Source organism: Streptomyces sp. NPDC045470 (genome assembly GCF_040646595.1).
Lineage (GTDB): Bacteria > Actinomycetota > Actinomycetes > Streptomycetales > Streptomycetaceae > Streptomyces.
Genome location: NZ_JBEZAN010000003.1, coordinates 228,202 through 242,187, shown reverse-complemented (window position 1 = coordinate 242,187; position 13,986 = coordinate 228,202). Strand labels below are relative to the sequence as shown.

Below are 13,986 nucleotides of genomic sequence, written 5' to 3'. Positions count from 1 at the left end.
CAAACGCTTCTTTAATGGTTTGCCATGGCTGAAACGCGGTGGTTCATTGGCCGGTCTGTACGTCTTCCAGAATTCCCAGCGCGTCCGGCACGAGCACAGCGGCGGAGTAGTAGGTGCTCACCAGGTAGTTGGCGATCGCCTGGTCGTTGACGCCCATGAAGCGGACCGAGAGGCCCGGTTCGTATTCGTCGGGAATTCCCGTCTGATGCAGGCCGACGACACCCTGCTTCTCTTCGCCGGTGCGCATCACCAGAAAGGAGCTGGTGCCGTCGGCGGTGACCGGAATCTTGTTGCACGGGAAGATGGGCACGCCGCGCCAGGAGGGCAGCGAGTGCCCCATGAAGTCGACCGCCGTCGGGTACAGGCCGCGGGCGCTGCACTGCCGGCCGAAGGCGGAGATGGCCTTGGGGTGGGCGAGCAGGAAGGCCGGGTCCTTCCAGACCGTCGCGAGCAGCTCGTCCAGGTCGTCAGGGGTGGGCGGGCCGCTGCGGGTACGGACGCGCTGGGTGAGGTCGGCGTTGTGCAGCAGGCCGAACTCGCGGTTGTTGACCATCTCGTGTTCCTGGCGCTCGCGCAGCGCCTGGATGGTCAGCCGAAGCTGTTCCTCGACCTGGTTCATCGGGTCGCTGTACAGGTCGCCGACCCGCGTGTGGGCCCGCAGCACCGTCTGTGCGACGCTCAGCTCGTACTCGCGCGGTGTGAGTTCGTAGTCGGCGAAGGTGCCGGGTACCCGCGGTTCGCCGTGGTGGCCGGAGGCGACCTCGATGGCCGACTCGCCGCTGGCGTTGCGCGGCGGCGCGGTGTCCGTCCCGGCCGCCGCGAGGTGTTCGCGCAGCCGCGGGGAGCCGTCCGTGACCTCCTGCGCGGCCTGCCGGGGCAGTGCCATGACGGTCACCCGGGTCACCGCGCGGTAGGTGTACTGCCAGGACGCGGCGGTGTCGGTGAGCAGCTCGTCGCCGAGGTGGTCGCCCCCGGCCAGGGCGCCCAGAACCGTTTCGTCGCCGTATTTGCCGGCGCCGATCCGGTCCACCCGGCCGTGGGCGACGAGCACCAGGCGGTCGGCCGGCGTGCCCGCCGCGGCGATCACGTCGCCGGGTGCGTACTCGTGCTGGACGAAGCGCTCGCCGAGCGCGCCGAGCACCTCGCTGTCGGTGAAGTCGCGCAGGGCGGGAAGTTCGCGGAGTTCGTCGGGGATGATCGATACTTCGGTGCCGGAGACGGCGAAGTCGACGCGCCCGTCGCCGACGGTGTAGGTCAGCCGCCGGTTGACGCGGTACGTGCCGCCCGAGACCTGCACCCAGGGCAGCAGCCGCAGCAGCCAGCGCGAGGAGATGCCCTGCATCTGCGGGACGGTCTTGGTGGTCGTCGCCAGGTTGCGTGCCGCGCCCGTCGTCAGGCTGGAATTCTGTGTCTCGCCTCCGGGGCCGGGAATTGTCTCGTCGGTAACCGTCACGGCTTCGCCACCAATCTAGGGAAGTTGACAATCGGACGGCGGCCGGAGCCACGGCCGTTCCGTGAGACGAGGTCCGAGCCGCTCGCCGCACTGAACATAGACGTGTTGTTTTAATCTGGGCAATCACTCAAAAGAGTGGCATGAAAAATAAGGGAGATGGACAGGTTTAGTGGAATCCGTCGGTGGAAAGTGTGCCGGGGTGATTCCGTCGCAGCGGCAGCGGAAGGCGCGGTGACGGCGGAAAGCCGACGCGGTGACGGAGCGGAACGTTCCCCGGCAGGAAAGCGGCCCGAGGCGGCCGTGCGGGACCGGCCGAGTCGCACCGCGGCCGGATCGAGGCCGTAAGGGTGCGCCACGGTCGTCGTACCGCGTGCGACCGGCCGGGGACCGCGCTCGTCGGCCCTGTGGACCGAGCGGGCCTCAGCCGGCGACGTCCGGCCGGCCGGCTCCGAGCGGCCCGTACATCTCGGCGAACGCCATGTCGGCGCACCGGCCCAGGCTCGTCAGCAGCCCGGCGGCCTGCTCCTGAGGTGCCGCGGGTGCGGCCGGATCGGCGTACTCCTCCAACACCAGGTAGGCCCCGGGCGCGGGGAGGGTGAACCAGCGGTAGGTCGGGCCGCACGGCTCCGGACCGGCCGCCTCGTGGAGAGCGGTGGCACTCCGCTCGGTGCCGTCCTGCCGGCGGTCGCTGACATCGAACCGGGCACGAACAAAGATGCTCATGCCCGGCACCCCATCACAACATCCGCGCTCGCGGTACGGCGCCGTCCGAATCCGCTTTCCGGATGCGGATTTCCGGCGGCCGCTTGCCCGAGAGGAATATGCCCCGGTCAGGCCCCCAGCAGCGGCCCGCCCGCCGCCAGCGTCTCCGCCAGCCGCTCCCGCGCCGCCGTGTCGCACGGCACCGCCGGATACTCGGCGCCGCGTGCCGTCCCCCACCGCCGTGCCACCGCCGCCGGGTCCTCGCCCAGCAGCAGCCCCGCCGCCTGCGCCGCCGCGCCCAGGGCGACCAGCTCGCGGGCCTCCGGCACCACCACCGGCCGTCCCGAGAGACGGCGTACGGTGTCCCGCCACGCGTTCCCGCGCGCGCCGCCACCGATCAGCAGCAGCGGCGCGTCGGCCGGTACGTCCTCGTCCACGATCCGGTCCAGCGCCTGGAGAAGCGCGAACACCGCACCGTCGTACGCCGCCTGGAGGAGCTGACCGCGTGTCGTGTCGTGCCGCAGGCCGTGCAGCAGCCCGGACGCCTGCGGCAGGTCGGGCGTGCGCTCACCGTCGAGGAAGGGCAGCATCACCGCCGACCCGCCGGGCTCGACGTCCTCCCGGTCCAGCCCGAGCAGGGCCGCGACACGGTCCACGGCCAGCGTGCAGTTCAGGGTGCAGGCCAGGGGCAGCCAGTCCCCGCGCGCGTCGGCGAACCCGGCGACCGTACCCGTCGGATCGCCGGCCGGGCGCCGGGCGGACACCGCGTAGACCGTGCCCGACGTCCCCAGGCTCAGTACGGGCTGCCCGGGGCGCAGCCCGAGCCCCAGCGCCGCCGCCATGTTGTCGCCGGTGCCCGCGGCGACCAGCGCGCCCTGTGGCAGTGGCAGTTCACCGGGCCGTACGGTGCCCGCCGCCTCGCCCGGCCGCGCGACCCGCGGCAGTGCTTTCGGGTCCAGGCCGACGTGCCCGAGGATCTCCTCGTCGTACGCCTCGTCGGCCGGTGACCACCAGCCGGTCCCGGAGGCGTCGCCGCGGTCGGTGACCGCCTCGCCGCCGAGGCGCTCGGTGAGGTAGTCGTGCGGCAGCCGCACCGCGGCCGTCGCGTCGGCCGCCGCCGGCTCGTTCTCCCGCAGCCAGGCCCACTTCGTCACGGTGAACGCCGGCAGCGGCACGCTGCCCACCCGCCGCGCCCACGCCGCCGGTCCGCCGTGCTCGGCCAGCAGGCGCCGGTGCTGGGGCGCCGACCGTACGTCGTTCCAGAGCAGCGCCGGACGCACCGGCCGCCCCGACACGTCGAGGGTGACCAGGCCGTGCTGCTGACCGCCGACGGACACGGCCGCCGCCTCCCGCGCGGCGTCACCGCACTGGTCCAGCGTTTCGCCGAGCGCGCGCCACCACTGTTCGGGGTCGCTCTCCTTGCCCGCGCCGCCGAGGTCCGCTCCGTCGGCGGCCGTACCGCCGGTGACCACGTGCGGAGCCTGGCCGCGGGCCACGACCTCGCCGGTCGCCGCGTCCACCACGAGCGCCTTGGTGGACTGGGTGGAGCTGTCCACGCCGACGACGAGCGGACCCGCTGCCTGTGTACCCATCGCGTTCTCCCTCTTCGCACCGCGGGCGTCGCCCTGCCGGACGACGCCGGGCGCCCCGCCCGTCCCGGGGCTTCCCCGGCGTGCTGCCGCATATTAGTTTGGCCCCGGCTCCGTGTGTGCAGCGCCATGACGAAGGGGCCGAGGAGCCATGATGAGCTGTCAGCCCGTGCCCGAGGACAAGTTCAGCTTCGGCCTGTGGACGGTCGGCTGGCAGGGCCGCGACCCCTTCGGGGACGCCACCCGCCGCCCGCTCGACCCGGTCGAGTCCGTCCACCGGCTGGCGGAACTGGGCGCGTACGGCGTCACCTTCCACGACGACGACCTGATCCCCTCCGGCTCCGGCGACGTCGCGCGCGAGGCGGCGGTCAAGCGCTTCCGCCAGGCACTGGACGCCACCGGCCTGACCGTGCCGATGGCCGCGACCAACCTCTTCACCCATCCCGTGTTCAAGGACGGCGCGTTCACCGCCAACGACCGCGACGTCCGGCGCTACGCCCTGCGCAAGACCCTGCGGAACATCGACCTCGCGGCCGAGCTGGGCGCCCGTACGTATGTGGCGTGGGGCGGGCGCGAGGGCGCGGAGTCCGGCGCGGCCAAGGACGTGCGCGCGGCCCTGGACCGGATGCGGGAGGCGTTCGACCTGCTCGGCCAGTACGTCGTCGAGCAGGGCTACGACCTGCGGTTCGCCATCGAGCCGAAGCCCAACGAGCCACGCGGCGACATCCTGCTGCCCACGGTCGGCCACGCGCTCGCCTTCATCGGGCAGCTGGAGCGGCCCGAGCTGTACGGCGTCAACCCGGAGGTCGGGCACGAGCAGATGGCCGGGCTCAACGTCCCGCACGGCATCGCCCAGGCCCTGTGGGCCGGCAAGCTCTTCCACATCGACCTGAACGGGCAGTCCGGCGTCAAGTACGACCAGGACCTGCGCTTCGGCGCCGGGGACCTGCGCGCTGCCTTCTGGCTGGTGGACCTGCTGGAGACGGCGGGCTACGAAGGTCCCCGGCACTTCGACTTCAAGCCGCCGCGCACCGAGGACCTGGACGGGGTGTGGGCCTCGGCGGCCGGCTGCATGCGCACCTACCTGATCCTCAAGGAGCGCGCGGCGGCCTTCCGCGCCGACCCGTCCGTCCAGGAGGCGCTGCGCGCGTCCAGAGTGGACGAGCTGGCCCGGCCCACCGCCGAGGACGGACTCGCCGGTCTGCTCGCGGACCGTACGGCGTACGAGTCCTTCGACGCGGAGGCGGCCGCCGCCCGTGGCATGGCGTTCGAACAACTCGACCAGCTGGCCATGGACCACCTGCTGCGGGCCCGCTGACCGGCCTTCAGCGAAACGGTTCGCGCGGGCCCGATCAGCCGAACAGCTTGCGCAGGAAGCGGATCTCCTCCGTCCGCTGGTGTCCGCCGCCGCCCTCGTGCCCGTTGAACCGCCACAGCCGCAGCTCTTTGGCGCCCGCGTAGTGGTGGTACGCGGCGAAGCCGGTGGAGGCGGGGGTGATCGGGTCGCGCAACGCGGTACCGAAGAGGGCGGGGGCGCTCGCGCGGGCCGCGAAGTTCAGGCCGTCGAAGTGGTCGAGGGTGTTCAGGGCGGCGTCCACCTCGGTCCGGGCCCCCGCGAGGTAGCGGGAGAGTTCGCCGTACGGGCCTTCGTCGGTGATCTCGACGGCGCGCCGGACATGCGTCAGGAACGGTACGTCGATCAGCGCGCCCGCGAGTCCGGGCACCAGCCCGGCGACGGCCAGCGCGATGGCGCCGCCCTGGCTGCCGCCCGCCACCACCACACGCCCGGCGTCCACCGCCGCGTGGCCGCGTGCTGCCGCCACGGCCCGTACGCCGTCGGTGTAGACCCGGCGGTAGTAGTAGTCGTCCGGGTCGAGCAGCCCCTGCGTCATCTTGCCGGGCACGCCCGGATGCGGGGAACCGACCGGGTCGGGGGTGTCGCCGGGCCGGTCGGGGCCGCTCTGCCCCCGGGTGTCCATGACCAGCGCGGCGTAGCCCGACACCGGCCACAGCAGCCAGTCCTGCGGATGCAGCCGGCCGCCGCCGTACCCGAGATACTGCACGACGCAGGGCAGCGGACCGCTCGCCTCCCGGGGCAGCAGGAACCAGCCCCGGATGCGGTGTCCGCCGAAGCCCGAGAATTCCACGTCGTACGTGTGCAGCAGCGACAGGCCCGCGTCGGTCTCCTCGAAGCGCGCGTCCAGATCGTACGTACCGGCCTCGTCCAGGGTGCGCTGCCAGAACGCGTCGAATCCGTCGGGTTCGGGCAGCGGCGGACGGTAGCTGCGCAGTTGGTCGAGGGGCAGGTCGACGAACAAGCGGTGCCTCCAGGTCGGGAGCGGGCGGCGGGCCCGCGACAGCCTCCGGCGCCCGCCGGGTACCGGGCGCGCAACCTACCAGGCGCCGCCCCCGCGCCGCTCGGTCACGACGTGGGCCGCTCCTCCTCCGGCCCCCGTGCACCGGCCTCCGGCACCTCGCTGAGCCCGGCGGCCGCCGGATCGAGCACCCGGGCCAGGAACGTCCGCGTCCGCTCGTGCTGAGGATCGGCCACCACCCGTTCCGGTGGCCCCTCCTCGACGATGACCCCGCCGTCCATGAACACCACCCGGTCGGCGACCTCCCGCGCGAAGCTCATCTCATGGGTGACGACGAGCATCGTCATGCCGTCCTGGGCGAGGGAGCGCATCACCGCCAGCACGTCGCCCACCAGTTCCGGGTCGAGCGCCGAGGTCGGCTCGTCGAAGAGCATCAGCTCCGGCTCCATGGACAGCGCGCGGGCGATGGCCACCCGCTGCTGCTGGCCGCCCGAGAGCTGCGCCGGAAAGGCGGTCTCCTTGTCGCTCAGACCGACCCGCGCGAGATGGGCGCGCGCGGTCCGTTCCGCCGCGGCCCGGTCACGGCGCAGCACCCGCCGCTGGGCGATGGTCAGGTTATCCAGCACGCTCAGGTGCGGGAAGAGGTTGAAGGACTGGAAGACCATCCCGATCCGGCGCCGGACCCGGTCGATGTCCACGTCCGGGTCGGTGACCTCGGTGCCCGCCACGGTGACCCGGCCCGCGGTCGGCTGCTCCAGCAGGTTCACACAGCGCAGCAGCGTCGACTTGCCCGACCCCGAGGGCCCGATGACGCACACCACCTCGCCCCGCTCCACGGAGAAGTCGATGCCCTTGAGCACCTCCAGGGCGCCGAAGGACTTGTGCAGCCCCTCGACCTCGATCGCCCGTCCTGCCGTCGCCGGCCTGCCGTCGGTGCGCACCGCCGTCACCTCGCCTTCGCGGTACGGGCCTCCAGCCGCCGGACCAGTTGGCCCAGGGGGAGGGTGATGACGAGATAGAGCAGGCCGGCCACGAGGATCGGCGTCAGGCTCTTGTGCTCGTTGAGGGCGTCCCGCCCGAAGTTCGCCAGCTCGAACTGGCCGAGGGACAGGCCGAGCAGATAGACCAGCGAGGAGTCCTTGGTGAGCAGGATCAGCTCGTTGGTCAGCGGCGGCAGGACGATCCGGAACGCCTGCGGTATGACGATCGAGCGCATCGCGCGGCCCGGCGACATCCCCAGCGAACGCGCCGCCTCGGTCTGCCCCTTGGGCACGGCCTGGATGCCGGCCCGGATGGTCTCCGCCATGTACGCGGCACCGACCAGGCCCAGCGAGAGCATCACGGTGATGTTCATGTCCAGCGCGACCTCGAAGGCCAGCGGCACGCCGAAACCGAGCGCGATGAACACCAGCAGCGCCGGCACCCCGCGGAAGAACTCGATGTAGGTGACGGCGAGCCAGCGGTACGGCGGCACCTGCGACAGCCGCATCAGCGCCAGCACCAGACCGAGCCCGAGACCGAACCCGAAGCCGAGCAGGGTGTACAGGACGGTGTTGACCAGCGCGGTGGTGATGATCTCGGGGAACAGCGCCTTGGCGACCGCCACGTCGAAGAACGCGTGGCGCAGCGTCCCCCAGTCGGCGACCAGGGCGAGGACGAGCACGGCGGCGGCCAGTACGGCGTACTGGCCGCCGCGCAGGAGGCGGGCCCTCCGGCGTCGGGACAGGGGCATCAGTGTCGGCTCCTCATGCTGGCCGCGGGATCAGCGCTGCTTGGGCGTGGTGCCGAACCACTTCTTGTAGATCCGGTCGTAACTGCCGTCGGACCGGGCCTGCTTCAGCACCTCGTTGATCTTCTTGCGCAGCGCGTCGTTGCCGGTGCGCACGCCGATCCCGTAGTGCTCGCCGGTGTCGAACTCCGCCGTCACCGCCGTGTCCGGGTTCTGCTTGACGTAGTCGAACAGCACCCCGTTGTCGTTGATACCCGCGTCCACCTGCCCGGACTTCACCGCGGTGAGCAGCAGCCCCAGGTCCTCGAACTCGACCAGCTCGACGCCCGCGCCGTGCTTCTTGGCGTACTCGGCGCCGGTGGTGGCCTTCTGGTAGCCGAGCTTCTTCCCCTTGAGGTCCTCGATCTTCTTGTAGGCGCCGCCCTTCTTGGTGATGAGTGCCTGGGTGGCGTCGAAGTACGGGTCGGAGAAGTCCATGACCTTGTCGCGCTTGGCGTTGATGGTCATGCCCGCCGCCGCCAGGTCACACTTGCGGATGGCGAAGTCCTGGCCGGTTTCGATGCCTTCGAAGGGCGTGTTGACGATCTCCTGCGGCACGCCGAGTGCCTTGGCGACCAGATCGACCAGGTCCACGTCGAACCCGACGATCTTGCCCTCCTTCTTCACCTGGAAGGGCGCGTACGGCAGATGGGTGCAGGTCTTGAGCGTGCCGGGGGAGACGAGCTGGACGCCCGAGGCCGACTTCTCGCCGGCCGCCCCGCCCGACTTGGTGCTGGTGCAGCCCGTGGCGAGGAGGGCGGCGGCCGCGACGAGGGCGGCCGTGGCGGACATCGAGGAGCGAACGGACACGGGTCCTCCGGATCAGGATGCGGCCCCACACTCACCGGTCGGAGGTGAGTTGGCTGCATCCTGCCACCGGCCAGGGCCGATGTCGCCGTCGGCGGTGTTGCGACCGGGTAACGACCGGGGCCGGCCGGGGCCGTCCGCAGCGCCGTGCACGGTGCGGAACGCGAACCGGTGTCCGCGGTACGGCACCGGTCCGGACGTCGGCTTTCAGCCGGTCAGCTGCCGCGCCAGCGCCGCCACCGCCTCCGGCCCCACCCGGCAGCAGCCGCCGACGAGCCGGGCCCCCGCGGCGGTCCAGGCCGCGACCCGGTCCGCGCTGAAGGCGGGCGTACCGCACCAGGCACGGGCCCGGGCGTCCCAGCTCTCGCCGCTGTTCGGGTAGACGACCACCGGCTTGCCGGCCGCGCGGGCCGCCATCGGCACCGCCCGGTCGGCGTCCTCGGGGGTGCAGCAGTTCACGCCCACCGCCACCACTTCGGGGGCGTCCGCCGCGAGCGCGAAGGCGTCCGCCAGCGGCTGCCCGGCCCGGGTACGGTCCCCGGCCGCGCTGAACGACAGCCAGGCCGGCACACCGAGGCCCCGTACCGCCCGCAGCAGGGCCCGCGCCTCGTCCGTGTCCGGCACGGTCTCCAGCGCCAGTACGTCGGGACCGGCCGCGGCCAGCGCCTCCAGCCGCGGACGGTGGAACCGTTCGAGCTCGGCCACCGACAGTCCGTAGGCGCCCCGGTATTCGGAGCCGTCCGCCAGCATCGCGCCGTACGGACCGGCCGACGCGGCGACGTACAGCGGTCCCGCCACGCCGTCCGCCGTCGCCTGCCGTGCCGCCTCGCGCGCCAGCTCCACACTGCGCCGCAGGAGCCCGGCTGCCTCCGCCGCACCGATGCCCCGCGCGGCGAACCCCTCGAAGGTCGCCTGATAGCTGGACGTGATCGCCACCTGCGCGCCCGCCTCGTAGTACGCGCGGTGCGCCGCCACCACGGCGTCCGGGTCCTCGGCGAGCAGCCGCGCCGACCACAGCGCGTCGCCGAGGTCGTGTCCGGCGGACTCCAGTTGGTTGGACAGCCCGCCGTCCAGGACGAGCGGGCCCGCGGCGAGGGCGGCGGCGAACGAGGGCGCGGCAGTGGTGCTCATGACGCCCAGCCTCTCACCCCGGTCCGACGCGGCGCCTGTCCCGCACCCGGTCCCGTCCGGATGCTTGCCTCGCACCCGCTCCCGCCCGGGTGCCCGCCTCGCACCCGGACGCCCCGGTCACTCCGCCTGGACGGCCTGGATGTCCATCTCCACGCGGATCGTCGCGCCGATGGCCGCGATGCCCCGGGCGAGCATCTTGCGCCAGTCGAGCGTGAAGTCCTCCCGGTGCAGCTCGGTCACCGCGGTGCACGCCGTACGCGTCTCGCCGCCCATGCCGGTGCCGAGACCCAGGTACCGGGTGTCCAACTGCACCGACCGGCTGACGCCGTGCAGGTGCAGCACCCCCTGCACGGCCCAGCGGGCCCCGCCCTTGTGCACGAACCGCTCCCCGGCGAACTGCAGATACGGGTAGCGCGCCACGTCCAGGAACTCCGCCGAGCGCAGGTGGTCGTCGCGCATCTTGACCCCCGAGTCGATGCTCGCCGCGTCGATCGTCACCTCCACCCGCGAGTCCCGCATGTCCGGCGCGATCCACAGGCCGCCCTCGAAGTGGTTGAACCGGCCGTGGATCTCGGCCAGTCCGATGTGCCGGGCGGTGAAGCGGATGGACGAGTGGTCGGGGTCCAGCCGCCACTGCCCCGGCGTGGGCATCGGCGGTGCCGGGGCCGGCTCCAGCTGCAGCGTCCGCGGCGCGGTCCGCGCCCCCTCGGTCACCGCGCTGTCGAACCGCTCCGGGCGGAAGCCGTCGCAGGTGACCACCACGTGGTACACGGCGGGTGCCAGCGTCGCGGTGAACATGCCGTTGGGGTCCGTCTGGCCGCGCGTGACCTCGGTGCCCTCCGTGTTGCGCACCGACACCCCGGCCCGTGCCATCGGCAGCCCGACGGGGTCGTGGACGCTGAGGTCCAGTGCACCGGCACCGCGCGGGATCGGGGCCGGTGCGGGGGCACTGCGGGCGGAGCGGTCACGAAGGCGGGTGAGGATGGCGAGCGCCATGGCAGGACGGGGCCTCTCGGTCAGTTGTGTCGAAAAAGTACATCTCCATCCTGTCATTGGTTTAGACCGCTGAGGACAACGGCTGTCAATACCCGATGAAACGTGAAATTCATCGCACCGGGGAGAAGGTGATGGCGAACCGGGCGGGAGCCACCGTCAGCTCGTGCTCCGGCAGCACCCCGGGCCCGCAGGAAGCGCTGCCGATGCCGTGCTGGGCGTGATCGAGGTGGATCCAGATCCAGTCTCCCGGAGTGAGGTCGGTGGTGTGCCGGGCGGCGTCCAGCTGCTCGCTCGTCCAGCGGCGCGCGCTGAACCAGAAGGACGGCTCGCCCTCGGCACGCAGCGCCGAGCCGTCGCTGCGGGACAGCTCCGCCCAGCGCACGTCCGCCCGCGCCCCGTTCTCCTGCGGACGCACGTACGGCGTCTGCATCGCGTCCACCGGCATGCGCCACAGCCCGGTCCGCGCCGCCGCCCGCGTGTCCGGATACGCCTCGCCCGGGCCGCCGCCGTACCACCGCGCCGTCGAGAGGTTGCCGCACACACCCAGCCGCACACCGAGCCTGGGCAGCGGGCAGGGCCAGTCGCCGTACGGCCGGACCGACACCTCCAGCCGCAGCCGCTCACTGTCGGCGGTCCAGCGGTACTCCGTGTCCAGGGCGAGGTCGGTACCGGCCGGCGCGACCCGGGTGCGTACCACCACCGCGTGACGGTCGCACTCCACGGACGCCACCCGGTGCCGCATGCGGTGCAGTCCGATACGGCGCCACTGCGCGGCGCGGTGCGGACCCGGCTGCCAGGGCGCGCCCTCGTCGTTGTCGGTCGGTGCCCGCCACACGTCCAGCCGGGGCCCCTTCAGATGGCAGCCGTCGAGATACCGGAGCACACCGGTGGTGGCGTCGAAGGCGCCCGGGCCGAGGAGGATGAGGTTGCCTTCGCCGCGCCGGGGCGACGCGCCCGGGGCGGTGGGACGGGGCGTGGGGCGCGGCGGGGTGGCGGGCAGCTGACCCCAGGCGACCTCGTGACCGGCCGCGGCCCAGGCAGTGTCCCCGGCCAGGGACGCCCGTACCGTCCACAGGGCCTCGCGGCCGCGCCGGCCGGCGGGTTCTGGGGGCAGCTTCACCTCGGCGCGGGCTCCGGGGGCGAGCGGCGGCACGGCCAGCGGTCCTTCGGCGAGCACCTCGCCCTCGGCCTCGTAGGACCAGTGGAACGCCAGGTGCGCCAGGTCGCCGAAGTCGTGCAGGTTGGTGATCCGTACGGTGCCGGACCCGCCGCTCTCCGTGCCGCCGTCCTCGCCCGTGCCGTCGATCCGTACCGGTTCGACGACCTTCTTGAACTCCACCAGCCCCGGCGACGGCACCCGGTCGGGGAAGACCAGGCCGTCGCAGACGAAGTTGCCGTCGTGCAGGTCCTCGCCGAAGTCGCCCCCGTACGCGTGGAACACCTCGCCGTGCGGGGTGCGCTGCCGCAGCCCGTGGTCGATCCACTCCCACACGAAGCCGCCCTGGCAGCGTTCGTACGTCTCGAAGAGCCGCTGGTACTCGCGCAGTCCGCCGGGGCCGTTGCCCATCGCGTGCGCGTACTCGCACAGGAGGAACGGCAGGGCGCGGCGCCGGGCGTCCGCGGCCGGGTCGGCGAGCGGCTCCTCCTCCCGTCGGCCGATCCGTTCGACCTCGGAGTGCTCCGCGTACATCCGGGAGTAGACGTCGGTGTCGGCGCACGACGGGTCGCCCTCGTAGTGCAGCGGCCGGGAGGGGTCACGGTCGCGCGCCCAGGCGGCCATGGCGGACAGGCCGCGGCCGGTGCCGCACTCGTTGCCCAGCGACCACATGATCACGCTGGGGTGGTTCTTGTCGCGCTCGACCATCCGGCGCATGCGGTCCAGCAGGGCCGGGGTCCACGCGTCGTCGTCCACCGGGTTGCCCCGCCAGTCCTGCTGACCGAAGCCGTGCGTCTCCAGGTCGCACTCCTCGACCACCCACAGGCCCAGCTCGTCGCAGAGGTCGAGGAAGGCGGGATGCGGCGGGTAGTGGCTGGTGCGGACGGCGTTGACGTTGTGCTGCTTCATCAGCAGCAGGTCGCGGCGCATCGCCTCGGGGCCCAGCGCGCGGCCGTGCCGCGGGTCGAACTCGTGCCGGTTGACGCCGCGGAACAGGACGCGGCGCCCGTTGACCTTCAGCAGACCGTCCTCGACGCACACGGTGCGGAAGCCGATGCGCAGGGGGACGCACTCGCCGGGCGTGCGCAGTTCGGCGTCGTACAACTGCGGGGTCTCGGCCGTCCACGGTATGACCGGCACCGTCGCGCTCTGCCCGGTCGCCAGGTCCAGGCCGAGCGCGGGAACGGTGACCCGGCCCGCCGGCGCGCAGTCCACCCGGAGGGTGCCGTGGCCGGTGCGGTGGTCGTAGGAGGCGTGCACGAAGTGGTCCAGGACGGCGCCCGCGGGCCGGTGGTGCAGCGTGACGTCCCGGAAGACGCCCGGCAGCCACCACTGGTCCTGGTCCTCCAGGTAGCTGCCCGAGGACCACTGGTGGACGCGGACCGCGAGCACGTTACGGCGTGCCCGCAGCAGATGGCCCACCTCGAACTCGTGCGGCAGCCTGCTGCCCTTGAAGTGCCCCAGCTCCTTTCCGTTGAGCCACACCCGTGCACAGGACTCGACACCTTCGAAACGCAGCAGGGCGGGCCCGGGTTCCCAGGCGTCCGGAAGGTCGAAGGTGTGCCGGTGGTCACCCGTCGGGTTCTCGTCGGGCAGCCGCGGCGGATCGACGGGGAACGGGTAACGGGTGTTGGTGTACGCGGGTGCGCCGTGACCGGCGAGCACCCAGTGGCCCGGCACCCGCAGACCCTGCCAGTCCGTGTCGTCGAAGTCCGGCCGGGCGAAGGAGACGTCCGTGGAGCGGGCGGTCGGCAGGAGGCGGAACCGCCACATCCCGTGCAGCGACATCCGCCGCGCGTCCGAGCGGGCGAACCAGGCGCGCGGCGGCCGGCTGCCCAGGCCGGGGGACACGTCCTCGTAGTACGGGAGGTGCTGTGGGGGGCGGGGTACGGGCGGGGCGCTCGCGGGACGTCCGGCGGGGGCGGGGTGTCTTTCGGGTGCGGTGGGTGCTCCGGGGGTGCGTGGTGAGGGTGCGGGGTGTTCGGCGTCGGGTGCGGTGCGGGGACCGACGTGTTCGGCGTCGGGCAGGGGCAAGGGTCCTCCTAGCTGCGGGGACACGGCAGGGCGTG

11 protein-coding genes are annotated in these 13,986 nt (G+C 72.7%); 1 reads left to right on the top strand and 10 read right to left on the bottom strand.

The window, feature by feature from the left end:
* Positions 1–43: 43 nt before the first annotated feature.
* From AB0A97_RS11440 to xylB, 3 genes are all read right to left on the bottom strand, one after another.
* Complete coding sequence (locus AB0A97_RS11440; RefSeq protein ID WP_361147808.1) at positions 44–1,453, bottom strand: family 2B encapsulin nanocompartment shell protein; 1,410 nt, start codon at positions 1,451–1,453, stop codon at positions 44–46.
* Between the two features lie 420 nt (positions 1,454–1,873).
* The gene (locus AB0A97_RS11435; RefSeq protein ID WP_361147806.1) at positions 1,874–2,176 is read right to left on the bottom strand and encodes a hypothetical protein; all 303 of its coding nucleotides are present in this window, start codon (positions 2,174–2,176) and stop codon (positions 1,874–1,876) included.
* Positions 2,177–2,283: 107 nt separating this feature from the next.
* Positions 2,284–3,747 carry a xylulokinase gene (xylB, locus tag AB0A97_RS11430; RefSeq protein WP_361147804.1) on the bottom strand — a complete coding sequence of 488 codons (1,464 nt, stop codon included), beginning with the start codon at positions 3,745–3,747 and terminating at the stop codon, positions 2,284–2,286.
* Between the two features lie 151 nt (positions 3,748–3,898).
* Here xylB and xylA point away from each other — a divergent pair, with 151 nt between their 5' ends.
* A complete protein-coding gene (xylA, locus tag AB0A97_RS11425; protein WP_361147802.1) occupies positions 3,899–5,062 on the top strand; it encodes a xylose isomerase in 1,164 nt (387 codons plus the stop codon).
* 34 nt (positions 5,063–5,096) lie between these two features.
* Here the strand turns inward: xylA and AB0A97_RS11420 are convergent, their stop codons facing one another.
* From AB0A97_RS11420 to AB0A97_RS11390, 7 genes are all read right to left on the bottom strand, one after another.
* Positions 5,097–6,062, bottom strand: a complete 966-nt coding sequence (locus tag AB0A97_RS11420; RefSeq protein WP_361147800.1) for an acetylxylan esterase — start codon at positions 6,060–6,062, stop codon at positions 5,097–5,099.
* A gap of 104 nt (positions 6,063–6,166) precedes the next feature.
* Entirely contained in the window at positions 6,167–7,009 is an 843-nt protein-coding gene (locus AB0A97_RS11415) for an amino acid ABC transporter ATP-binding protein (RefSeq protein WP_361147798.1), read from the bottom strand.
* A complete protein-coding gene (locus tag AB0A97_RS11410) occupies positions 7,006–7,791 on the bottom strand; it encodes an amino acid ABC transporter permease (protein WP_361147796.1) in 786 nt (261 codons plus the stop codon). The genes AB0A97_RS11415 and AB0A97_RS11410 overlap by 4 nt, the downstream gene beginning before the upstream one ends.
* Positions 7,792–7,821: 30 nt before the next feature.
* Positions 7,822–8,619 (bottom strand): ABC transporter substrate-binding protein, encoded by a 798-nt coding sequence (locus AB0A97_RS11405; protein ID WP_361148758.1) that lies wholly within the window; start codon positions 8,617–8,619, stop codon positions 7,822–7,824.
* 222 nt (positions 8,620–8,841) lie between these two features.
* Positions 8,842–9,765 (bottom strand): homocysteine S-methyltransferase, encoded by a 924-nt coding sequence (gene mmuM / locus AB0A97_RS11400; RefSeq protein WP_361147794.1) that lies wholly within the window; start codon positions 9,763–9,765, stop codon positions 8,842–8,844.
* A gap of 117 nt (positions 9,766–9,882) precedes the next feature.
* Complete coding sequence (locus AB0A97_RS11395; protein ID WP_361147792.1) at positions 9,883–10,761, bottom strand: YceI family protein; 879 nt, start codon at positions 10,759–10,761, stop codon at positions 9,883–9,885.
* 109 nt (positions 10,762–10,870) lie between these two features.
* A complete protein-coding gene (locus AB0A97_RS11390) occupies positions 10,871–13,768 on the bottom strand; it encodes a glycoside hydrolase family 2 TIM barrel-domain containing protein (RefSeq protein ID WP_361148756.1) in 2,898 nt (965 codons plus the stop codon).
* Positions 13,769–13,986 lie beyond the last annotated feature (218 nt).